This window comes from Desulfofundulus salinus, assembly GCF_003627965.1.
GTDB classification, from domain to species: domain Bacteria; phylum Bacillota; class Desulfotomaculia; order Desulfotomaculales; family Desulfovirgulaceae; genus Desulfofundulus; species Desulfofundulus salinus.
Genome location: NZ_RBWE01000001.1, coordinates 878,607 through 900,011, shown reverse-complemented (window position 1 = coordinate 900,011; position 21,405 = coordinate 878,607). Strand labels below are relative to the sequence as shown.

At 54.6% G+C, this 21,405-nt stretch carries 23 protein-coding genes, 1 other RNA gene and 1 pseudogene; 3 read left to right on the top strand and 22 right to left on the bottom strand.

The genetic code is table 11. The features are described 5' to 3' along the window. Positions 1-2: 2 nt before the first annotated feature. Together D7024_RS04605 and D7024_RS04600 are read right to left on the bottom strand one after the other, a co-directional pair. On the bottom strand, positions 3-1,565 hold the full coding sequence (locus tag D7024_RS04605) for a helicase-related protein (RefSeq protein ID WP_121450730.1): 1,563 nt from the start codon (positions 1,563-1,565) through the stop codon (positions 3-5). A 7-nt stretch (positions 1,566-1,572) separates the two neighbouring features. Beyond that, entirely contained in the window at positions 1,573-2,346 is a 774-nt protein-coding gene (locus D7024_RS04600; protein ID WP_121450729.1) for a DEAD/DEAH box helicase, read from the bottom strand. A 144-nt stretch (positions 2,347-2,490) separates the two neighbouring features. On the opposite strand from D7024_RS04600, the gene D7024_RS04595 reads away from it, so the two are divergent. The 3 genes from D7024_RS04595 to D7024_RS04585 all read left to right on the top strand — a co-directional run bounded on the left by D7024_RS04595 (position 2,491) and on the right by D7024_RS04585 (position 5,032). Then, positions 2,491-2,697: a hypothetical protein gene (locus D7024_RS04595; protein ID WP_121450728.1), complete on the top strand. Its 207-nt coding sequence runs from the start codon at positions 2,491-2,493 to the stop codon at positions 2,695-2,697. Positions 2,698-2,816: 119 nt separating this feature from the next. After that, positions 2,817-3,914: a mannosyltransferase family protein gene (locus D7024_RS04590; RefSeq protein WP_121450727.1), complete on the top strand. Its 1,098-nt coding sequence runs from the start codon at positions 2,817-2,819 to the stop codon at positions 3,912-3,914. 17 nt (positions 3,915-3,931) lie between these two features. Beyond that, the gene (locus D7024_RS04585; RefSeq protein WP_125185618.1) at positions 3,932-5,032 is read left to right on the top strand and encodes a glycosyltransferase; all 1,101 of its coding nucleotides are present in this window, start codon (positions 3,932-3,934) and stop codon (positions 5,030-5,032) included. A gap of 106 nt (positions 5,033-5,138) precedes the next feature. On the opposite strand, the gene rnpB is transcribed toward D7024_RS04585, so the two are convergent. The 20 genes and pseudogenes from rnpB to D7024_RS04480 form a co-directional block, all read right to left on the bottom strand. Continuing rightward, an RNA gene (rnpB, locus tag D7024_RS04580) (RNase P RNA component class A) lies at positions 5,139-5,570 on the bottom strand. 218 nt (positions 5,571-5,788) lie between these two features. Next, positions 5,789-5,956 carry a histidine kinase gene (locus tag D7024_RS04575; RefSeq protein ID WP_121450725.1) on the bottom strand — a complete coding sequence of 56 codons (168 nt, stop codon included), beginning with the start codon at positions 5,954-5,956 and terminating at the stop codon, positions 5,789-5,791. A gap of 189 nt (positions 5,957-6,145) precedes the next feature. Further along, entirely contained in the window at positions 6,146-6,358 is a 213-nt protein-coding gene (locus D7024_RS04570; RefSeq protein WP_121450724.1) for a Sec-independent protein translocase subunit TatA/TatB, read from the bottom strand. A 26-nt stretch (positions 6,359-6,384) separates the two neighbouring features. After that, a complete protein-coding gene (gene tatC / locus D7024_RS04565; protein WP_121450723.1) occupies positions 6,385-7,143 on the bottom strand; it encodes a twin-arginine translocase subunit TatC in 759 nt (252 codons plus the stop codon). Positions 7,144-7,174: 31 nt separating this feature from the next. Beyond that, on the bottom strand, positions 7,175-7,909 hold the full coding sequence (locus tag D7024_RS04560) for a formate dehydrogenase subunit gamma (RefSeq protein WP_121450722.1): 735 nt from the start codon (positions 7,907-7,909) through the stop codon (positions 7,175-7,177). Continuing rightward, positions 7,899-8,909 (bottom strand): 4Fe-4S dicluster domain-containing protein, encoded by a 1,011-nt coding sequence (locus D7024_RS04555; RefSeq protein WP_121450721.1) that lies wholly within the window; start codon positions 8,907-8,909, stop codon positions 7,899-7,901. The genes D7024_RS04560 and D7024_RS04555 overlap by 11 nt, the downstream gene beginning before the upstream one ends. Positions 8,910-9,493: 584 nt before the next feature. Then, complete coding sequence (locus tag D7024_RS04545) at positions 9,494-9,988, bottom strand: sporulation membrane protein YtrI (RefSeq protein WP_121450719.1); 495 nt, start codon at positions 9,986-9,988, stop codon at positions 9,494-9,496. Beyond that, the gene (locus D7024_RS04540; RefSeq protein ID WP_072866966.1) at positions 9,985-10,311 is read right to left on the bottom strand and encodes a YtrH family sporulation protein; all 327 of its coding nucleotides are present in this window, start codon (positions 10,309-10,311) and stop codon (positions 9,985-9,987) included. The genes D7024_RS04545 and D7024_RS04540 overlap by 4 nt, the downstream gene beginning before the upstream one ends. A 169-nt stretch (positions 10,312-10,480) precedes the next feature. Next, on the bottom strand, positions 10,481-11,203 hold the full coding sequence (locus tag D7024_RS04535; RefSeq protein ID WP_165859392.1) for an amino acid ABC transporter ATP-binding protein: 723 nt from the start codon (positions 11,201-11,203) through the stop codon (positions 10,481-10,483). A 19-nt stretch (positions 11,204-11,222) separates the two neighbouring features. Beyond that, positions 11,223-11,873 (bottom strand): amino acid ABC transporter permease, encoded by a 651-nt coding sequence (locus D7024_RS04530; protein ID WP_121450717.1) that lies wholly within the window; start codon positions 11,871-11,873, stop codon positions 11,223-11,225. Positions 11,874-11,930: 57 nt separating this feature from the next. Beyond that, on the bottom strand, positions 11,931-12,695 hold the full coding sequence (locus D7024_RS04525; RefSeq protein ID WP_121450716.1) for an ABC transporter substrate-binding protein: 765 nt from the start codon (positions 12,693-12,695) through the stop codon (positions 11,931-11,933). A 28-nt stretch (positions 12,696-12,723) separates the two neighbouring features. Next, entirely contained in the window at positions 12,724-13,566 is an 843-nt protein-coding gene (ablB, locus tag D7024_RS04520) for a putative beta-lysine N-acetyltransferase (protein WP_121450715.1), read from the bottom strand. A gap of 1 nt (position 13,567) precedes the next feature. After that, positions 13,568-14,797, bottom strand: a complete 1,230-nt coding sequence (gene kamA, locus D7024_RS04515; RefSeq protein WP_121450714.1) for a lysine 2,3-aminomutase — start codon at positions 14,795-14,797, stop codon at positions 13,568-13,570. Positions 14,798-15,145: 348 nt separating this feature from the next. Next, positions 15,146-16,267 (bottom strand): Nif3-like dinuclear metal center hexameric protein, encoded by a 1,122-nt coding sequence (locus tag D7024_RS04510; RefSeq protein ID WP_121450713.1) that lies wholly within the window; start codon positions 16,265-16,267, stop codon positions 15,146-15,148. Continuing rightward, positions 16,258-16,950 carry a tRNA (adenine(22)-N(1))-methyltransferase gene (locus D7024_RS04505; protein ID WP_121450712.1) on the bottom strand — a complete coding sequence of 231 codons (693 nt, stop codon included), beginning with the start codon at positions 16,948-16,950 and terminating at the stop codon, positions 16,258-16,260. Before D7024_RS04505 ends, D7024_RS04510 begins: the two co-directional genes overlap by 10 nt. 258 nt (positions 16,951-17,208) lie before the next feature. Then, positions 17,209-19,128: a TRAP transporter permease gene (locus D7024_RS04500; RefSeq protein ID WP_121450711.1), complete on the bottom strand. Its 1,920-nt coding sequence runs from the start codon at positions 19,126-19,128 to the stop codon at positions 17,209-17,211. 26 nt (positions 19,129-19,154) lie between these two features. Next, complete coding sequence (locus tag D7024_RS04495; protein WP_121450710.1) at positions 19,155-19,649, bottom strand: DUF1850 domain-containing protein; 495 nt, start codon at positions 19,647-19,649, stop codon at positions 19,155-19,157. 1 nt (position 19,650) lies between these two features. After that, a complete protein-coding gene (locus D7024_RS04490; protein ID WP_165859266.1) occupies positions 19,651-20,628 on the bottom strand; it encodes a TAXI family TRAP transporter solute-binding subunit in 978 nt (325 codons plus the stop codon). A gap of 344 nt (positions 20,629-20,972) precedes the next feature. After that, positions 20,973-21,188, bottom strand: a complete 216-nt coding sequence (locus D7024_RS04485) for a biotin/lipoyl-containing protein (protein ID WP_121450708.1) — start codon at positions 21,186-21,188, stop codon at positions 20,973-20,975. Between the two features lie 61 nt (positions 21,189-21,249). After that, positions 21,250-21,405 (bottom strand): annotated as a pseudogene (locus tag D7024_RS04480) (electron transfer flavoprotein subunit alpha/FixB family protein); the annotation flags it as partial.

Genomic DNA, 21,405 nt, shown 5'->3' with positions numbered 1-21,405 from the left:
CTTTACACCCCCACCACGGCCACCTCATCCCGGTCCAGCCGACGGCGCAGTTCCCTGGCCAGCAGGGCCAGGGCGCGCTCTTCCCCGGCGGCCCTTTCAATCTGGCGCAGCAGGTCAATTTCCCGGCGCAGGATCGAAAAGACATCCCCTTCCTGGAGGTTGGTCATACCCAAAAGCTGTTCAAAGGAAGCCCCCTCATACCAGGCTGCGGCCAGGGCGGCGGGCAGGGGCGACCAGACACAAAAGTACTCCGGTACCCCGCTCTGGAGCAAAAAGCGGCGCAGTTCTTCCACCCTCTCCAGAGAGAAGGGTGGTGGGATTACCTGTTCATCCCGCCCGGGCTGGTAGTCCACCCCGGCCAGGATGGCGGCCGCCTCGGCGGGAGGGGATTCCAGGATAATACCCGAGAAAACCAGCTCGGTAACCAGTATTTCCTGCACGTGCACGTAAAGGGCAAATTTCCCACGGGGTAAAAGCTCCCGGCCCTGCACATAACCCAGTTTTTCCAGGAGGCCCCACACATTCTCAAACTCCCGGACGTAATCCCGGGAGTGTTTTTCCAGCTGCTTCAAACGCTTGTGCAGCAGGTGGATTCTTTCTTCCAGCCGGCGCGCCTTTTTGGCCGCGTCCAGGCATACCTTGTAGCGGCACTTTTTACGTCCCTTTTGCAACAGGATTTGAATCTCCTGCCGCCGCAGCTTGCTGTCCGCGCGATTGCGGTGCTTGCTTTTCTTAAGCTGGTTCAGCTCCTTACGCAGTTTGACCCGGTAAAGTTCGCAGCAGGGCTGGCCCCGGTCGGGGCAAAAACACCGGGCCAGTTCCGCCGCCTTTTCTTCCAGCTTGTGCACTTCCTGGCGGAGCTGACGGCTTTCTTTATTGCTTTGATAGACGGATAAGTTTTTTTCCAGCAGGCGGCGTATTTCTGCATCGGTTTTCCAGTGCAAAAGGCTCAGGACCGTATTGGGCGAAATGGTGAGCCTGCCCCGGACCGGTTCCACCTCGCCCTCCCGGTAAAAGCCGGTTTGTTCGGGGAAACGCTCGTCGATGCGCACGAAAACCCGCCCCACCGGGTCATACCCGCGCCGGCCCGCCCGGCCGGCCATCTGGAAAAATTCCCGGTTTAAAAGGGGACGAAACTCCTGGCCGTCCCACTTGCGGCAGGCGTCAAAAACCGTACTGGCAGCGGGAAAGTTGACCCCCACGGCAAAGGTTTCCGTGCAGAAAAGAACATAAATCAGCCGGGATTCATACAGTCTTTCCACCAGGTCCTTGAGCAGCGGCGACAGGCCGGCATGGTGGTAGCCAATGCCCTGAAGCAGCAGGCGGCGCAGGTTTTGGCGCCGGGGACCGAAAAGGCCGGGATTATTCTCCTCTGCCTCCTGAATCATCCATCGGACGGAACGCTTCTCCCCGGGAGTAAGAAAATCCCACTCCCGGCCCAGTTCTTCCGCCAGCAACTCGGTCCGTCCGCGGCCGAAGGCAAAATAAAGGGCCGGCAGGTGGTCCTGAATGGCTTCAATCACTTCTACACAGGTTGGGCTGGAAAATATGGCGGCCAAGGTCATAACACCTCTAATAATCTAATTCCTCCCGCCCGGCGACCATCATATCGTTCCAGCGGTGACGGCGCCAGCGGCGGATTTCCTGCCTTTCTGCAATTTCCTCCCGGGCCTCTTCCTCATCCAGCACATCTCCCCCGGGGGCAATCCAGGAGATTTCCAGGGGAACGGCCCGGCACCGTTCTTCGATCACTTTCACCACTTCTCCCCGCACCTCGGCCATCCAGGAAGAGATTTCCTGGATATTGGGTACGGTAGCGGAGAGGCCTAAAATCTTCATGTGGGGCGGGGCGAAGATGATGCTTTCCTCCCAGGCTGTACCCCGATCCGGGTCGTCCAGGTAGTGCATCTCGTCAAAAATGACGTGGGAGGTGTGCTCCAGTTCCCCGGGATTGGCAAAACACCAGTTGCGAAAAATTTCCGTGGTCATCACCAGCAGGGGAGCCCTTTCGTTAATGGAAAGGTCCCCCGTAATTAACCCTACCCGCTCCGGGCCGAAAAGCCGCCCGAAGTCCCGGTATTTCTGGTTGGACAGGGCTTTAATGGGCGACGTATACACCGCTCCCTTGCCCGCAGCCAATATATGTTCCAGCAGTTTTTCGGCAATCAGGGTTTTACCGGTTCCCGTTGGTGCAGCTACCAGGACGGTATATCCGTCCAGCAAAGCGGCAATTGCTTCTTCCTGAAAGCGATCGAGCTTTAACGGTACTGCAGGTAATACAATCTTTGACCGGCAGCGCCGTGGCCGGCGTTTACGCCGGGCACCGGTTTCTTTTTTCTGTACCAATGACTAAACCGTCCTTTCTCTGGCACTTTACTCTCTCACTATGGCCATTATACACCATTTGCCAGGGTGACATAAACGTTGAAATTTACTCATTCCCAGTATTCACGGTATAATAGAAAAAATGTCTGTTAGGAGTGGTATCCCGTGAGCAAAAAAGCCCTGGTGGACTACCGGGTAAATCATCTTCCGGACGGGCGCATTACCGGCGTGGAGGTTACCTGCTGCAGCCGGCACATCGGTGAGATGCGCTTTGTGGACGAGCAGTCTATTAACTGCCCCCAGTGCGGTGCGCGCCATGTTCTGCACATCCAGCATAACCACTTCCATCTCCGCCAATACAAGGATGCATAAACAACGTTAAACACATATATTAAGGGCGAGATCAGGATGACTTGAGGATCTCGCTTTTTATTTTTAACCGGGCTGGTGTATAAATAGAAACTCAAAAGTAAAACTTATGGGGTGTGGTTATGTTCCGGCGGCTGTTTTCTCTATTTAATTTAGATATAATTACTATCTACCTGGCCCACCAGCTGTTAATAGTGCTGGCCGGGTATTTTGCCGTTATTTTTTTCCCGGGCCATTATGATCCCAGGCAGTTTTTTGCCCTTGTGGGCCAGGGGCTCAACCGCTGGGATGCGGGCTGGTACCTGAGAATCGCCCAGGAGGGTTATAACCAAAAGTCCGCTGCCTTCTTCCCCCTTTACCCCTTGCTCATTCACCTGCTCAGCCGGCTGGGTGTGGACCCGGCAGCGGCCGGCATCTTTATATCCAATCTTTCCCTGGCCGGTATCCTGGCCATTTTTTACCGGCTGGCCAGCATGGACTATGACCCGCAAACATCCCGGCGGGCCATGTGGTATCTGGCCCTATTTCCAACCGCCTTTTACCTGTCCGCCATTTATACCGAATCCCTTTACCTTTTGCTGGTGCTGTTAACCTTTTACTTCTTGCGCCAGGGACGGTGGCTTCCGGCCGGCCTTTGCGGCATGCTGGCCGCATCCACGCGGAACACGGGGGTCTTTTTACTTTTTCCCGGGCTGTGGGAATACTGGCGTGCGACGAAAGGGAAAATAAGCAAGGACGTTCTTTTTCTAGCCCTGATCCCTGCGGGCTTGCTGTTTTTCATGATTTTCCTGCAGGCAGAACTGGGCAACCCCCTGGCCTTTGTCGAGGCCCAGCAATTCTGGCACCGCTCCTTTGCCTGGCCATGGCTAAGTGTGGAACAGGCCGCGGTGCTCCTGTGGGAAAACCGGAGCTTTGGGCGTCAATTGCTGGACCTTTCCTTTACTCTGGCGGGGTTGGCGTTGTTCTTCATGTCCCTGGGTAAAGAACGCCCATCCTACACGTTATTTGCGTTGATCGGGCTTTTGGTGCCGCTTTTCTCTCCGGCACCCCACGCACCGCTATTGAGCATGCCGCGATTTGTGATGGTATTATTTCCGATTTACCTGACCCTGGCCCGGCTGGTCAAAGTAGAACGGGGGCACAATTTCATCCTTGCCCTAACTTCATCCCTGTTCTTCTTTCTCTATTTGCTTTTTGCCCGCGGGTATTGGGTCGCTTAAACCGGGAGGTAACGCCTTTGCTTACGGTAATCATCCCTACTTACAACGAAGAACATAATATCATTCCCCTGACCAAACGCATTTGCCAGTCCCTGAAGGGAAAAGAATTTGAAATTTTATTTGTGGATGATAGTACCGACGGCACGACTAAAGTGCTGGAAGAATTAAGCCGTAACAACCCCAACGTCAGGTTCATCCACCGGCAAAACCAGCGGGGTCTGGCCACGGCCGTGGTGGAAGGGTTCAGGACGGCCAGGGGCGACGTGCTGGCGGTAATGGACGCGGATCTCCAGCACCCGCCGGAGGTCCTTCCCCGCCTGTTAGAAAGCATCGAAAAGGGAAACGACCTGGTCATTGCTTCCCGTTTTGTACCCGGGGGTGAAGACGGCGGCTTAACCCCCTTAAGGAGAGCAATTTCCCTGACCGCCCGACTGATTGGCCGTCTGGCCTTGAAAAAGGTGCGTCCGATCAATGATCCCTTGAGCGGGTTTTTCATGCTGAAAAAAGAGGTAATTGAAGAAGTGAGACTCTCACCCCTGGGATGGAAGATTCTCATGGAAGTGCTGGTGCGCGGGCGTTACCACCGGCCGGCTGAAGTTCCCTACGTATTTGAGCGCCGCCGGGGTAATCACTCCAAAATGAGTTTGACCGAACAGGTCAATTACCTGCGCCACCTGGTACGACTGGTTTTAAGCAGCCCCGAAGACCTGCGCTTCTGGAAGTTTTGCCTCGTGGGAACAACAGGGATCGCGGTAAACATGTTCTTCTTCCTGCTCTTTACCCGTTTGTTTTTCCTGGATATGGTGCTTTCCGCCCTGCTGTCCACCAGCCTGGCCATATTCGGCAATTTCCTGCTGAACGACCTTTTTACCTGGACGCAGCAAAAGGAGGACCACATGCTGAGCCGGGCAGTAAAATTTTACCTATGCTCCGGTGCGGGCATGGTGATCAATGTAGCGGTTTTAAGTGCTTTACACTGCTACCTCCGCATACCGGCCATCATGGCCAACGGGGCAGGAATTCTCGCCTCGACGGCATGGAATTATTATGCCAGCAACCGGTGGACCTGGACAAGCGCCACTTCCCGGCTGGCCAACGAAAACCCCGATTCACAATAGGAAAATACCTGGCAGGGTTTAACATGGGAATATTAAGCCGGGAAAAGGTTGTGGAAAATAACGAAACCGGACTGTTCTTCAAGAACAGTCCGGTCTTTTTATTAATGCTGTGAGCAAACCTGTAAGCCGAGTTCTGTCTTGGGTGATCATCTATCTGGGACGCCAGTTGCCTGACGCCTCTAGCGACCTTTACCCGGGGACGGAGCGGGCCACCCCATTGTCCCCCTATTCGGTCTTGCTCCAGGTGGGGTTTACCTAGCCGGCCCGTCGCCGTGGCCGCTGGTGCGCTCTTACCGCACCGTTCCACCCTTGCCCAGCACTCAGCCCAACAGTTGAAGGTGTTTTACCTCGCAGTTATCCGTCCATGCCTGTCATGAAGTATCCTTTTAAACTGCTGGGCTGAGTGCTGGGCGGTCTGCATTTCTGTGGCACTTTCCTTGGGGTCGCCCCCACTGGGTGTTACCCAGCACCCTGCCCTGTGGAGCTCGGACTTTCCTCAGGTGCCCCCGCGGGCACCCGCGACCACCCGGTTTACTCACAGCAACTCGTTTCGCATAGATGATTATAGCACATTCAAATTGTTTTTGCAAATTCCGTGCACCACGTGTCCGTGTCAAGCTCCAGTAGGTGCCTCGTTCGTATTAAGATTCAGTAGGTAACTCTGTACTCGCCTGCCATTTTGTCCGCTGTTAGTGGCGCTGAATGCGTCATGGGCGCCTACTTAAATTTTACACGGCCGCACCACGTGGTTGATATTCATAGTTCCCGTTCTTCCATCCGGCGTAAGTGCTCCAGCTTTTCTTCCAGTCCCTCAAGCTGCTCAACCATGGCCGGTTTAACCGAATGGGCCGGCCAGCGCCTTTTGAGTTCGGCAATTTCTTCCTCCAGGCGGGCAATTTCCTCCTTCAAGTCTCCGTTACCCATATAACCACCCCTACCACACCTGAAAACCGCGTGCCGGTCCTACCGCACCGACCACACCCCGTCTCGCTTCCGACCGGATCTCGCCCACGCTACTAAGGCAACTGATCGGGGCTGTTACCGGCACTTCGCAAGCCTTGCGCCTGGCACCACCGGCACACGGCCCCGGCGGCGTGTTTTTAAACCGGCATTTTAGTCCTGCGCCCTAACCGTTTTCGTCACATTTGTGGTCTGATCCTGCATCACTTCTTCCTTTATCTCTTCCCTGACCGAGTTGGCCGCCCGGCGAAATTCCCTCAAGCCTTTCCCCAGAGCCTGCCCTACTTCCGGTAGTTTGGACGGTCCAAAGATAACCAGGGCAATAATCAGGATTAAAATCAGCTCCCACGGTCCCATACCAAACATAGATATCCCTCCTTTTTCGTTCCGATTTAAGTGTTGATCTCTACCATGCTCACTTTGTTCATTTTAGACCGGGACAGGCGGTAAACCAGGTAGGACACCAGAACGCCTGCCTCGTACAGCAACGCCATGGGCATGGCCATCATCAACTGGGAGATTACATCAGAGCCCGGTGTTAAGATAGCCGCGAGAATAAAATTTATTAGCAAGGCGTATTTGCGTTTTTTTACCAGCCAGCGGGGCGTGACCAGCCCCATCCGGGTCAGAACAAAGGCCACCAGGGGCAGCTGGAAAACCAAACCAAAGGGAATGAAGAAAGCCAGCACAAAGGAAAGATAATCGCGCACGGTGATCATGGGCTGCAGCCCTTCCGTTACCAGTACCAGCAAAAACCGTACGGTGAGGGGAAAGACCGTAAAGTAGGCAAAAGCAACCCCGGCTGCAAAAAAGGTCACCGAGAAGGGAAAGAGCACGAGCAAAAGGCGCCTTTCCCCCCGGGTGAGGGCGGGCAGGATAAAACCCAGCACCTGCCACACCATAACCGGAAACGCAAGGATGAATCCCGCCAGGAAGCTGACCTTAATTTTGGTTATGAACGCCTCACCCACCCGGGTGGCAATTACGGGCACACCCAGCTCTTTCAAGGGCCTGGTCAAGAAGGCCAGCAGCTGATCGCCAAAGGCAAAGAAGGCAATGATCGCACAGGCTATTAAAGCTATGGTTGAGACAATAACTACTCTACGCAGTTCCCCAAGATGCCCCGCCAGGGACATGGTCTTCCCATCCATCCCCTTCACCTCCCGCCTTTGCTGGCCAGCATTAAACCGTCATGTCCTGTGGTAAATTAGCCGCCCGTTCCCGGGAGTCTGGAGATTTGGCCTGCTTTTTAACCATGCGATCATACCACAGGGGATGCCGGTGCTTCACGTATTCCAGGTCCACCTTGCCGGTAAACATACCCCGCAAAAGGGGCCTGTTGGCTTTGAAAAGGAAAGCCGCCAGGTGGGCCAGAATGCCGAAAATCAACATAAAGGTGGCAAAAGTGTGTATATCGGTGACCCAGATCATGGTGTTACCCGTGAAATTAATGCCCGGCAGATTTTTCAATACCTTGATGATCCCGGTGACAATGATAACCAGAAGCCAGAAGCCAATGTAAGCATAGGCCAGTCTTTGCTCGGCCAGAAACTTGTCGCTGGGAGGCTCCTTGCCACCGGTAAGCATAGCCTTGATGATCATATAAGACTCTTTCAGGTCGCCTTTCCTGGGCAAGATGCCGTATTCCTTGCGCAGGACGTGAAAAACAATGTGGTAAGCTACCGCAAACATCAACACCGCTGCGGCCACATAGTGCATGTACAGGGTTACCGAGAAATCTGCCGACCACCCCAGGCCCGGAATCTTATAGACCATATAGCGCCGGTACATGGGCATCTGACCGAAACCGCTGAAAATAAGCAGGATGGTGGAAATGGCCACGGCCCAGTGGACAAACAGCACCGATACATTGTGGCGGCGCACCTTGTTTTCCCGTACCAGAATCTTATCCGCCATGGTCTTCCTCCCCCTTCATTGTCCTGTAGGCCGCATAGCCGGCTGCGAAGGTTCCCGCCAGCGGGGCCACCAGCAAAGCACCGGCAATACCGTTGACCGAATCCAGGAAGTTCCCCACCCCCACCGGCATGCCGGGAAATCCCGGAGCAGTGGGATTGGGCTGCTTCTTCTTTTGGGCCAGCAATTGTTCATGAATGAGTTCAAAAGGCACCGGCGAAACGTAAAAGGTGGATGTCCCGCCATTTTCCTTATCCCCGTAAACATAACCGCCAATTTCCCGGGCCCGTTTCCAGGCCAAAGCCCGCATTTCTTCCTTATCGCCAAAGGCAATGGCACCCCTGGGGCAGGCCTCCACGCAGGCCGGGATTTTCCCTTCCTTTACCCGGTGGTAGCACAGGTCGCACTTGTACATTACCCCGCCTCCCACGTACCTGGGGGCTAACTTCATGTACAGTCCCACCCCTGCCTGCCGGGCGGGTATTCCCCAGGGACAAACATCCCGGCACTTGGCACCCCCCAGGCAGAGATTGGGGTTGATGATCACCGGACCCTCGGGGGTCTTGCCCTGAGCCCCAAAGGGACAGAGGTTGGCACAGGGAGGATTGTCGCAGTGCATACATCTTCTGGGGATAAATACGTCCACCGTGCGGCCATTATGTTTTACCTGCACATGCTGCACAAAGGTCCAGTTATAGGGCGTCAGGCGGGTAGTCAGGTCCTTTTTATCCTGCCAGTCTTCTTTTTTCTTTTGGGGCCAGTAGTATTCGATGTGTTCGGCTGGTTTTGGAAACTTGAAACTGTTTTCCTCCCGGCAGGCGCTAACACACCGGGGTACCTTCAATCCCTTGCAGCCGTCACATTTCGTTAAATCATAGAAGGTCCCCCGGGGGGTAATGGTGGCACCTTCGGCTGCCTTCCCCAACCCGGAAAGCACCAGCCCGGAAGCTACGCCTGCCGCCAGGGTGCGCTTGATAAAATCCCGCCGTGATAACAAAGACATCTGTTACCCCCCTTTAAAATTTTTGAACAACCCGGGTTTTCGTCCTGTTTGGAGCACCGAAGTGAGAGGGACGACTTCCGCTTCCAAAGATATACATTTAAATTAAACTTCAAGATTAAGATAAAAAGTCACTGGTTGTTGCAACGGGTACCCGTAGGGGTATTGGTGATTCTAGATTAGCACGCGCCACCCGCTCTGTCAATACCTTTTTAGGGCTGAAGTATCCCCAGTTTTTTAAAGCCCCTGTTTTGGCTCGGAAGCGAGCGACTTGAGCCGAGCGGCCAGCCAAACTTGGCGAGGCGAAAAGCGAAGGCAGGCCCGAGGGCATGGATGCCCGAGGCCGGCAACTGAGGCAGGATGCCGAATTTGCCGGAAGCCTGCCGGAGCTTTGAGCCGAGCACTAGTTTGGCCCGCGAGGCTCACCGGAGCGAGCGGGAGCCAAAACAGGGTAGTTGGAAAGTGGGGATAACTCAGCTTTTTAGGGAGGTTTTTAGGGAGGTGTCTCTTTTTTTCAGGGAGGAAGATTTAACAGCGGACATTAGATAGACAAAAATAGAATACCCTACAGGGTAAGGATAAGCTTTTTATTGCGGGGACATCCCGGGGGCATAGACGTTCTTTTGGGGCAACGCTTCCAGGTAAATAATTGTCCGCTCTGCCACTACCACCAGTTTTACTCCCAGCACATACTTTCTCCCGTCTACATCCACCTGGCGCCGGTCCACCACCCGGGGGATCAGCAGGTGATCCAGACGGCTCAACTCCTGCCCCAGTAAAGGATGCAGCCATTCCCGCACGTGATTTTCTATAACCAGGCGGGCCCTGGCCTGATCCAACCCGGGTATTTCCTTTTCCTGGACCAGCGTGACGTTAACCTCCAGGGCAGTAATGGTTTGAGGACGGCGGCTGGCCAAATTTTCTTTTACCTGCTGCAATTCCTTTTCCGTGGCCGCCAGCTTTTCCTGCAGCTCGTTGTTGACCAGGGTCAACCGGTCTACCTGCTGTCCCAGCAGGGCATTAACCAGGGCACCGCCTGAAAGCATTCCAATTAACAAGGCCGCCAGCAAGCGAGCTTTCATTTATTACCTCCGCACAGGGCCAGAATCAGGTAATGGGCCGTCTGAGTGCCGGCCAGGGCACTGACGATGTAAAAAAGCTGCTTGATCACCGCACGCACCTCTCCCTGGAAAAGCCCGCTTTCAAAGATTTCAAAGGTAGAAAAGGTGCCCCCGATGGCGGCGGCAATGGCCCAGATCTTAATATCCCGGGCCAGTTTAAGCATGGTGATCACCGGCGGTTCCCGAACCAGAACGGCAGCCAGGGATCCTACCAGCGATGCCCCCAGCAGAATGCCCAGAGCCGTAAAATAAATCAACACCATCTTATTGAGAAACGTCTCCATGCCGGATCACTCCCGGGACAAGTTTATAACAAAGGTATTTTTCCGGCAGGAAAGATATGACTGGTCGGGGATTTTTTAAAAAGTTAATTAAACAAAGAAAAACCCCCTTTCGCAAATTGGCCTGCAAAGGGAGTTTTTCTATGAAGGTGGTGGGGAATGAAGTGAAATTTCACAGGACCCTGCTCAAGAAATCCCTGGTGCGGCTCTTTTGTGGCCGGCTGAAAATCTGGGCCGGTTCTCCTTCTTCCACAATCCGCCCTTCATCCATAAAGATTACCCGGTCCGCTACCTCCCGGGCAAAGCCCATTTCGTGGGTCACCACGACCATGGTCATGCCTTCCCGGGCCAGTTGCTTCATCACCGCCAGCACTTCCCCCACCAGCTCCGGATCCAGGGCTGAAGTGGGCTCATCAAAAAGCATCAACCGGGGATGCATGGCCAGGGCACGGGCAATGGCCACCCTCTGCTGCTGCCCGCCGGAAAGCTGACAGGGGTAGGCGTCCACCTTATCGGCCAGCCCCACCTTGTGCAACAGGGCCAGTGCTTCTTCTATGGCTTTTCCCCTGGGCACCTTTTTCACCATGACCGGTGCTTCGATAATATTTTCCAGCACGCTCATATGGGGAAAAAGGTTAAAATGCTGGAAGACCATGCCTACCTCCCGGCGTAAAAGATTGAGGTCATCCTGCCGGGGATCAATCACTTTACCGTCAAATATAACCTGGCCCTGTTCGGGCCGTTCCAGGAAATTCAAGCAGCGCAGCAGCGTGCTTTTGCCGGAACCGCTGGCCCCGATCAGCACCGCCACCTCCCCCTCCCGCACCTCCAGGTTGACGTCCTTGAGGGCATGCAGGCGACCAAACCACTTATTGAGATTGCGCACCTTGACCAGGCTCATTTCCCCTTCCCCCTTAACTTTCTACTTTCAAACGGCGTTCCAGGCGGTTGACCAGGAAGGTAAAGAGAACAACCAGGGCCAGGTAATACAGGCCGGCGATGGTATAAAATTGCAGCTCCGCAAAGTGGGTGGAAGCCAATTGCATGGAAACACCAAACAACTCTTTCATAGTTACGAAGGCGGCCAGCGATGAATCCTTTAAACCGATAATAAACTGGTTGCCTAAAGGAGGTACGACCCGCTTAAAGGCCTGGGGTAATATAACGCGGCGCATGGCCAGGCCGTAGCTCATGCCCAGGGAACGGGCGGCCTCCATTTGTCCCCGGTCAATGGATTGAATACCGCCGCGAAAAATCTCCGCAATGTAAGCGCCGTTATGCACGGCCAGAGCGATGGCCGCCGACCAGAAGCTGCCAAAGTCCACAATGGTAGCCAGGCCAAAATAAATGGCAAAGAGCTGTACAATGAGGGGGGTGCCGCGAATGACGGTAATATACGTGTCGGCGATATAACGCCAGAATCTGCGCCCGGATATTTTCATGAGGGCAAACACCAGTCCAATAACCATGCCCATGGCCAGGGCGGTAGCGGTAAGTTCCACCGTAACCGCAGCAGCCCGGATAAAAAAGGGTATGGAGGTTACCAGGTAGTGTAAGAAGTCCATTTTGCGTCCTCCCGCAAGTGATGTCTATCCGGGCAGCGCACCGGAGTAAAAACAACACTACTTACTTATATCGGTGCCGAAGTATTTCTTGCTGATGGCCAGGTAGGTCCCGTCAGCCTTGATTTCTTCCAGCGCTTGATTTACCTTTTCCCGCAGCGGGTCGCCCTTGCGAAAGGCTATGCCCACGTTTTCAACAAAAAGCAGATCTCCCACCGGCTTGATGTCCAGCTTTTGCTCGCGGGCGGCAATTGTACCCACAAACCGGTCGGTAATTACCGCTTCCACCCGTCCCCGGGCCAGATCCTGCAGGGCGGTCACATCACTGGTGTAGTTCTTGATGTTTTTGGTATATTTCCGGGCTTCCTGGTCGTAAACACTGGAGATCAGCACACCCACGGGCGTGTTGCTTTTTATGTCCTGGATACCCTTAATATAGGAATCGCCGCGCACAAAGAGTTGGGGGCCGGAAACGTAATAGGGATCGGAAAAGTCCACCTGCTTTTGCCTTTCCGGCGTGATGGTCATACTGCCAAGGATGGCATCGTACTTTTTCGCCTTTAAGCCGCTGATCAATCCTTCCCAGGGTGTAGCAATGGGCACGGGCTTCATGCCCATCTTTTCAGCCAGGGCCCGGCCAATTTCCACGTCAAACCCGGTGAGCTGGTTGTTTTCGTCGAAGTAGTTAAAAGGACGGTACTGCCCGGACATGGCGTAGGTAAAGGCAGGCTCCTGTTCCGTACCACCACTGGAACTGCAGCCGGCCAGGATGGCCAGCGCAAAGACAAAACCCAGTAACAAAGAAAGCCACTTATTTTTTCCCACTTTAAGTCCTCCTTTTTTCATCCGATTCTTATTCCACCGGTCTAACCCAGATATTCATGTTTTCAAACCCGCCATCAATGTGGCAGTTGTTGATGAGCGTACCCCGGAAGACATAACCCAGGCGGTGAAGGACCAGGTTCATTCCGTAAGACGAGGCCCGGGCCAGGCTGTAAAGACAGTTAATATTGCGTTCCAGGCACTGTTTTTCGAGGTGCAAAAGCAAAAGGCTATTCAAACCCATACCCCGGTAGGCGGGATCGGTGGCACAGTTGGTCAGTTCGGCCCTGCGGTGCTCCCATTGAATTTCGGCTGCCGCCACGCTCGCCAACCGGTCACCGTGATAAACAACCATGAAAAGATCTCCCTTTTTCATGGAGCAGGCCAGGTAAAAGGGATCATATACCGGCGTGGGGTAGCTGCGGAAAACCTTTTTGAACAACCTGGCCATGGGGAATATGTCATCCCCTCCTGCCTGGCGCAGGGTGAATCCCGGCGGCAAACTACCCCGCCAGTCCTTTTTGCTGGCCAGTATCTCCTGGAGCACTTTTTGTTCCTGGTTTAAAACCCTGGAGTCTCTCCGCTCTGCCCTGAGGAAGGCTGCCAGGAAATAGGCATTCTCCCCTTGAAAATAACCATCGATCATACCTTCCACATGAAACCCGCCACCCTGGATTTTGAGCAAATCCCCGGATTTGACCGGAAAGATAATTTTACCCATGCCCCGCCTTAAAGCCAGCTTTTTAAGAAAGCTGCGCAGTGCCGCCGGATTCCCCGCCTCATAATCAGTTACCCAGATCCGTTCGCTGGTTTGGTCCAAACGGGCCGACACCCCAAAATCCGGTCCATAATGCCTGATCATCCGGTCACCCAAGTCAAGTACCCCCTTTGACCTGGGCCACCCTGCTCTCCTTGTTTGCCTGGAAGGTAACCGCCTTTCCCTGTAATAATCCGGCCACTCCCGCGCCCTTGCCGGCGTATCTCTTTTCCTCCCAGCCAGGTTCCGTATAGACGTGGATGTTTCCCTCAAAGTTGCGCAGGACTATCTTCCCCTGCCCCTGGGATAAGACGTAGTTCGGCCCCAGGGGTATTTTGCCGCCTCCTCCCGGAGCGTCAATGACAAAGGTGGGGACGGCCAGCCCGCTGGTATGACCGCGCAGACTTTCAATAATTTCTATCCCGGTGCTTACCGGCGTGCGGAAATGGCCGATTCCTTCGGAGAGATCGCACTGGTACAGGTAATAGGGGCGCACCCTGATTTGCAGCAACTTATGCACCAATTGGAGCATGACGTCCGGCCGGTCGTTTACCCCCCGTAAAAGTACCGCCTGGTTACCCAGGGGGATACCGGCACCGGCCAGGCGGGCACAGGCACTGGCTGCCTGGGGGGTTATTTCGCGGGGGTGATTGAAATGGGTATTAATCCACAGGGGGTGATATTTTTCCAGCATGGCACAGAGTTCCGGAGTTATGCGCTGGGGCAGAACCACGGGAACGCGGGTGCCAATGCGGATAATTTCCACGTGGTGAATGGCCCGCAATTTGCGCAGAATGTATTCCAGTTGCTCATCCGTTAAGGTGAGAGGGTCCCCACCGGAAATCACCACGTCTCGAACGCGCGGATTGTTCTGGATATAGGCAATGGCCCTGTCCAGGTGGGATTTGGGCAAGGGCCGGTCCCGCTGGCCGGTCAGCCGCCTGCGGGTACAGTGCCGGCAGTACATAAAACAACAATCGGTGACCAAAAGGAGCACCCGGTCGGGGTAACGGTGCGTCAGTCCGGGCACCGGTGAATCGGCTTCCTCATGAAGGGGGTCGCGCATATCCCCGGGCACCGTTTGCAGTTCTTCGGGTTGCGGTACGGCCTGGAGCCGTATGGGGCATTTATGATCGACCGGATCCATTAAGCCGGCATAGTAGGGCGTTATGGCCATGCGAAATTTTTTCAGGCAGGCTGCAATGTTCTTCATTTCACCGGCAGTAAGTTTAATAAACCGGGTCAGCTCATCCACGGTGGTAATGCGATGCTCCAGGTGCCAGTGCCAGTCGTTCCATTCCTCTTCAGTTACCTGCCACCTTTCCCACAACTTTAACTGGTTATTCATCAGACCACTCCCAAGAATTTTTCTAAAAGATACCTGACAACTTCATGGGTGTTTATAAGTTGCCATGTTTCCCCTATTATAACACACATAATTGTGAGGCAAACAGTTCAATAATCCACCCATTTTTCCCGTCAGGCTGGATATGGCTTGATTAACAAGCCATATCCGTAAGATGCTTTTAAAAACACAAAAATCCGGCAACCATCTGGTCACCGGATTCTGGCCATACATTAGTAGGCCGTAAATATAATGTGCTCGTGGTTCAGAAAGGAACAGTGTTATCCTGAGCTAACGTGTAGCACCGGTAAGTGGCAACCGGGCAGCAACCCATCGGCGCGCCAAGAGTCACTAAGATAAGAAGAAATAAGGATCCCCTTCCGCATTGCTAAGCAAGCACTCTACAGCCAGACCCCTTTCCTGGCAGGCATGGTGTAAGTATTCCTGCAGGACCGGCAGGATTACCCTTTCGGTACCAAAGTGACCGGCATCCACAAAAGCCAACCCCGCCGTAAGCATATCCCGGGCGGTATGATAGCCGATATCTCCCGTCACGAAGACGTCCGCGTTAAGCGCCAGGGCCCTGGGCCAGAGATCACCACCGGAACCGCCACAAAGGGCCACCCGCTTAACCGGACGTCCTTTCTCTCCTCCCCAGCGTAGCGCGGGTAACTGGAGGGTTTCTTTTACCCGAATAACAAAGTCCTCCAGGGGCAACGACTCCGGTAGCACGCCCATCCTGCCCAGGCCGCTGGAAGGGGTGACCTGGTTGGCCAGGGGATAGAGATCGTAGGCCACCTCCTCGTAGGGATGGACCTCCAGCATGGCCCGCACCACCCGCTCCACCAGCCTCTGGGGGACGATGGTTTCCAGCCGGACCTCCCTTACCTGCTCAAGACGGCCCTGCCGGCCGATATAGGGATTGGTCCCTTCCAGGGGCCTGAACGTACCTGTTCCCTCCACCCCAAAGGTGCAATCACTGTAATTCCCAATCCACCCGGCCCCGGCTGCCCCGATGGCCGAGCGCACCGCATCCACGTGATCCAGGGGCACAAAAACCACCAGTTTCAAGTATTGTTCCTTTCCGGGACTCAGTACCTGGATATCCTGCAACCGCAAGCGCCGGGCCAGGACGTCATTTACTCCACCGCGACAGCGGTCCAGATTGGTGTGGGCGGCATAAACGGAAACACCGGCGCGGATGAGGCCGGCCACCAGTGCTCCACCGGGCCGGTCCATCCGGATTTGCTTCAGCTCTTTAAAAAACAGGGGGTGGTGAGCCACAATCAGCTGAACATCCCTTTCCAGGGCTTCCCGGCATACCGCCTCATTTACGTCCAGGCAGAGCAGTATGCGCCGGACCGGAGCCCCCGGATCCCCCAACTGCCAGCCGGGGTTATCCCATGGTTCCGCCAGCTCCAGGGGAGCCATCTCCTCAATGATGGCGGCAATGTTTGCACCAGTCACTGACACTTCATTAACACCTCCTTCAACCGGGCCAGCTTGGCCGAAAGTTCAAGGGACTTGTCCTTAGCCCGGGGACTACGGCTGCGGGCCAGGGCCTTTAGAACACGCTGGTACTCCGCCATTAATTTGTTCAGGTAAGCGGGAAGGAGCGGGTGTTTCTTTTCTACCAGGCGCGGGCCGATCTCCAGCGTAAAAGGATCCGTTACTTTTTCCAGGCCGGGTTCGGCCACCACAATCACATACAAATGGCCGTCCTCTTCTACCAGCGTTTCATCAACCAGGCGCCAGCCCTCTTCCACCAACCACAACCGCAGATCCCCCGCATCCACCATGGGCTGCAGGATCAGCCGCCTGACGGCGGCCAGCACCTCCGGGGCAGCGGCCAGAATCTGCCGGATGGTGTTACCCCCCAGGCCGGCCAGCACAATCACTTGCGCTTCCACGGGTAAAAGGGGGCGCAGGCCGTCACCCTGGCGCACATCAATTTTACCGTCCAGGCCCTGCAGGTGAACCGCTGTACGGGCGCTGCGGTAAGGCCCGGCATTCAATTCGGTAGCCACCGCTTTGGGACAGATACCCTTCTCCACCAGATAGATGGGCAACAGGGCATGATCAGTCCCAATATCCGCCACCACTGCCCCCGGTGGTACATAGGCGGCAATGGCCGCAAGACGCCTGGTCAGACGCAATAAATAGTCCCTCCATTTTTCGTTGTTTATGATTACAAGTTCACGTTAAATAAATCGCCGAAGTTTAAACCGGGGGGAGGCCGGCCAGGAGCACCGGAGCACGAGGGACAACCCCCGGCGTTATGCTACGGTATATTGTAACATTTACCAGCGCCCAACCGCAAGATAAGGGCGGCAAAAAAACTAAGGCCCCCACTGGTGGGGAACCTTATCTTTAACCTCCGGTTTATTTGCAACCTGCCAGGGTTGTGTGCATAATCACGGTATAAAGCTCTGGGCCGAAACTTTCCCGACCAGCTTTTTCCCCTTGATAATGTTGGCACCGAGGGCCAAAGCAATCAAGATTAAGCCGATGATATCTGTGTATATACCCGGATAAAGGGTCATCAGGGAACCGGCCAGCAGCATGGCTCTCTCCGGCACGCTGGCCGCCCGCACCACAAAGCCAATGGTACTCCCGGCCAGGGCCATTACCCCGATGATGGCCGTTAGTACGGCCCAGGCAATGTGCCAGAAGTCGCCTTCTGCGATCAGGGTCGGCTCGTAGGCAAACATGAAGGGCACGATAAAGGCGGCCAGGCCAATTTTACAGGCCGTGAAACCTATTCTCATGGGATCGTCCTTGGCAATACCCGCCGCGGCATAGGCCGCCAGGGCCACCGGCGGAGTAATAGCGGAAATAATGGCAAAGTAGAAGACGAACAGGTGGGCAGCCAGGGGCAGCACGCCCAGCTTGATCAGCGCCGGCGCGGCCATGGTGCCGGTCACGATGTATGCGGCGGTGGTAGGCAGGCCCATGCCCATGATCAGGGCCACCACGGCGGTCATCAAAAGCGCGAGCCACAGGGTGCCGGCGGAAAGGGCGACAATGAACGAGGAGATCTTCAACCCGGCACCCGTGATATTGATACTGCCGATCACCAGGCCTGCCGCAGCACAGGCCAGGGCCACGGTACACGTATTTTGCGCAGCCGCCACGGCTCCTTCTTTAAAGCGCGACCAGTTTATCCGGGTCTCCTTATTAAAGAAGGAGACAATGAACATGGCGATAATGGCGTAAAATCCGGAGCGAACGGGTGTGTACTGGAGCACAGCCAGGAAATAGACCAGGACGACCAGGGGGATCAGGAAATGGCCGCCCTCCCTTAACACCTTCCAGGCATTGGGCAGCTGTTCCCTGGGCAGCCCGGTTAAGCCCAGCCGGCAGGCTTCAAAGTGGACGCCGAAGAGAACGCACAGGTAATACAATAGCGCCGGTATGATCGCCGCCACCACCACGTTGATATAGGGAATACCCAGGAATTCCGCGATGATGAAGGCCGCCGCACCCATAATGGGCGGCATGAGCTGCCCGCCGGAGGAGGCACAGGCTTCCACCGCCCCGGCAAAGTGCGGCTTGTAGCCATTGCGCTTCATGAGGGGTATGGTAAAGGTACCGGTACCCACCACGTTGGCCACCGCGCTGCCCGAAATGGAGCCCATGAAGCCGCTGGCCAGCACGGCCGTTTTGGCCGGTCCCCCGGCAAAGCGGCCCATCAGGGCCATGGCCAGTCTGAGCAGGAAATCGCCCATGCCCAGTTTTTCCAGCATGGAGGTCAGGAAAATGAACAGGAAAATATAACTGGCCGAAACCCCCAGGGGCACACCAAATATCCCCTCGGTGGTCAGGTACATCTGGGAGACAACACGGCTTACGGAGTAGCCCTTATGGCCCAGCAATCCCGGGATATAGGGCCCGATAAAGTTATAAAGCAAAAACGTGCCGGCAATGATCACCAGCACCCACCCGGTAGCCCGGCGGGTAGCCTCCAGGATTAAACCGATCATAATAATACCGAAAACAATGTCGGCGGTGTTGGGCGCACCCAACCGCTGCACGATGTCCTGGTAATTTACCACGATATAAGATCCCGACGCCAGGGCTAAAGCAATAAGAACCCAGTCCAGAATGGTGGCCCGGTTCCGTTCACCGCCCCTGCGTGCCGGTAGTGCCAGGAATACTATAATAAGGATCAAAACCAGGTGGATGTCCCTTTGTATCCAGGCCGTAAGCATAGATACACCTGCAGTATAAAGGTGAAAGAAGGTCAGGATCAGGGATACGGCCGTGATGGCAAGGGGAGTTAGAAAATCCCTTTTCCTTCTTTCCCCGCTGGGGCTCAATGCGGGATCACTCATAGTGCGCTCCTCCTTTCCAAATAAAACTATTTTACTTCGATACGCACCAGCGCCTGCCCATCAAAGTGGTCGCCCAGGTGAATTTCCCGCCCACGGTAAAGCAAGGTGTGGTCGGCAATGGTACCTACTCTCAACGGCAGGGAATCCACTCGCCGGTACATGCCCTCGATGATGTTCCACTTGCCTTCGCCGCGCAAAAGTCCCTCGCCAGCGTACCCCAACCCCGCTCCGAAAGAAAGGAACCTGGTGCCGGTGAGAACCAGTTCGCCATTGATTAATTGGAACTCTTCGTACACGGGCAGGCGGTCGACGGAGTGCATGTAACGAATCTCAAACTTCTCCCCCTGGTTGATGTAGCCCACCCGTAACTCACGGCCTGAATTAACCTCACGCACCAGCAGCATATGTGGTCGCGAGGCCATATGATAACCCAGCAGAACCAACACCGGCACCAGCAACGCAAAAATCAAGAAGAGGCTTGGCACGAGCACCCAAACCTTACATTTACCGGCTTTAATCAAACTACTTCATCTCCGGGGGAATGAGGTGCTGGGGAACTTCCAACCCAATTTCTTTAAAGTATTTCACCGCACCGGGGTGCAGGGGCGCCACGGCGTTTTGGATGGAATTTTCGGGGGTGGTGTACTTGGCACCGGAGTACACCTGGACGATTTCTTCTTTGTTTTCAAAAATAGCTTTGACAATCTTGTAGGCCAAGTCTTCGGACATGTTCTTGTGTACCATCACGCTGTTCCATACCGACGGGGCCGTTATTTCCTCGTCGACGCCTTTGTAGGTCCCGGCCTCCAGCTTCATCTCACCGTAGTAGGGGTACTTCTCGTAGACCTTAGCCATCTCTTCCTTGCTGAAGCTCAAAAGCTTGATCTGGTGCGTGGTGGCGAGATCCATGATGGAGGACGTGGGAGGGCCGACCGACCATATGCCCACGTCAATTACCTTATCCCGCAAGGCTTCAGTATTTTCGGTAAAGGACAAACGGAATACCTGGAACTGGTCGTAACTCAGGCCGAGGGCGTTTAACACCTGGTTGGCCATGGTCTCGGTGCCGCTACCCGGCGCTCCTACGGAAACTTTTTTGCCCTTCAAGTCGGCCATGGAATTAACTTTGCTGTCTTTCAACGTCACTACGTGGAAAAAGTGGGGGTACATGGCAAACAGGGTACGCAACTCGATGGGCTTGTTAAAAGCCTGCTCTCCCTTGATGGCGTGGTAAACAACGTCGTTCATCATCAGTGCAATTTGTGCCTCGTTGCTGTCCAGCAGGCGGGCGTTTTCCACGGAGGCACCGGTAACTTCGGCCGTAGCCTCAACGCCCTGAACGTGCTTGTTAATTATTCCCGCCATGGCGCCGCCATAAGGATAGTAGGTTCCCCCGGTACTGCCGGTGGCAATGGACAACCGCTGCACTTTACCGCCTCCCTGGCCGCCGCACCCGGCCACGGCCAGAACCAGCAAAATGGCCAGCGTGACTGCTAACAAAACCCTAAACCTGTTCCTGAAAGACACCACCATAATACCTCCTTGAAATAATTGTTTGGTGATTAAGGCCGCCGGAGAACTGCAAAATGGTATCCCTGGAACTTCCCTCCCTTCTGCCTGTATTTTTAAATTTTATTCATGTATGAACCTGGTTAATATTTTTTAGTTTTTGAATTTTGCGGTATTTTCAAAGCTTTCTCTTGTTGTGTTATCACCGGAGTAAAAAGGCCCGGAACAGGATGGGAGAGGGCCTTCTTAACCTCAATTAGAAGGCCTCTCTCCTTGATGGACTGCTTTTAAACTGCAGCAATAACAAGTCTGATACAATTGTATAAGCCCTTACCTTACTCTAAAGTTAAAATTACCGTATCGGGATTAACCACATCGCCCGGGTTGGCCTTAATCTCTTTGACTACACCGCTGGCCGGGGCGTAAATTTTAACGTACATTTTCATGGCCTCGATGGTAGCCACGGGATCGTTTTCCTTGACCTGATCGCCTAATTTGACATCAACCGAGATCAGTTTGCCTACCATGGGAGAATTGACGGGAACACTCATGGAACTAAACCTCCTGTATAATGGGATTCTGTCGCGTTATCTAATCTACAGGATTAGCTCTTTAACACTCTTTTTCCTTCCCGAGGAGCTTTCTGAACTCCCGTGTGAGCAGGGGCACCACTTCAAACAGGTCCCCCACGATCCCGTAATCGGCCACCTTGAAGATATTGGCTTCCGGGTCCTTGTTTATAGCCACAATCACCTTGGATGAGCCCAT

Bases quoted from the DNA above. Each gene is read 5' to 3' on its own strand.
- D7024_RS04485 (WP_121450708.1), bottom strand. From the start codon at position 21,188: ATGAGTGTTCCCGTCAATTCTCCCATGGTAGGCAAACTGATCTCGGTT.
- D7024_RS04605 (WP_121450730.1), bottom strand. From the start codon at position 1,565: ATGACCTTGGCCGCCATATTTTCCAGCCCAACCTGTGTAGAAGTGATT.
- D7024_RS04545 (WP_121450719.1), bottom strand. From the start codon at position 9,988: ATGAAAGCTCGCTTGCTGGCGGCCTTGTTAATTGGAATGCTTTCAGGC.
- D7024_RS04570 (WP_121450724.1), bottom strand. From the start codon at position 6,358: ATGTTTGGTATGGGACCGTGGGAGCTGATTTTAATCCTGATTATTGCC.
- D7024_RS04530 (WP_121450717.1), bottom strand. From the start codon at position 11,873: ATGGACTTCTTACACTACCTGGTAACCTCCATACCCTTTTTTATCCGG.
- D7024_RS04500 (WP_121450711.1), bottom strand. From the start codon at position 19,128: ATGAGTGATCCCGCATTGAGCCCCAGCGGGGAAAGAAGGAAAAGGGAT.
- D7024_RS04575 (WP_121450725.1), bottom strand. From the start codon at position 5,956: ATGGGTAACGGAGACTTGAAGGAGGAAATTGCCCGCCTGGAGGAAGAA.
- D7024_RS04560 (WP_121450722.1), bottom strand. From the start codon at position 7,909: ATGGCGGATAAGATTCTGGTACGGGAAAACAAGGTGCGCCGCCACAAT.
- D7024_RS04555 (WP_121450721.1), bottom strand. From the start codon at position 8,909: ATGTCTTTGTTATCACGGCGGGATTTTATCAAGCGCACCCTGGCGGCA.
- tatC (WP_121450723.1), bottom strand. From the start codon at position 7,143: ATGGATGGGAAGACCATGTCCCTGGCGGGGCATCTTGGGGAACTGCGT.
- D7024_RS04590 (WP_121450727.1), top strand. From the start codon at position 2,817: ATGTTCCGGCGGCTGTTTTCTCTATTTAATTTAGATATAATTACTATC.
- D7024_RS04540 (WP_072866966.1), bottom strand. From the start codon at position 10,311: ATGGAGACGTTTCTCAATAAGATGGTGTTGATTTATTTTACGGCTCTG.
- kamA (WP_121450714.1), bottom strand. From the start codon at position 14,797: ATGAATAACCAGTTAAAGTTGTGGGAAAGGTGGCAGGTAACTGAAGAG.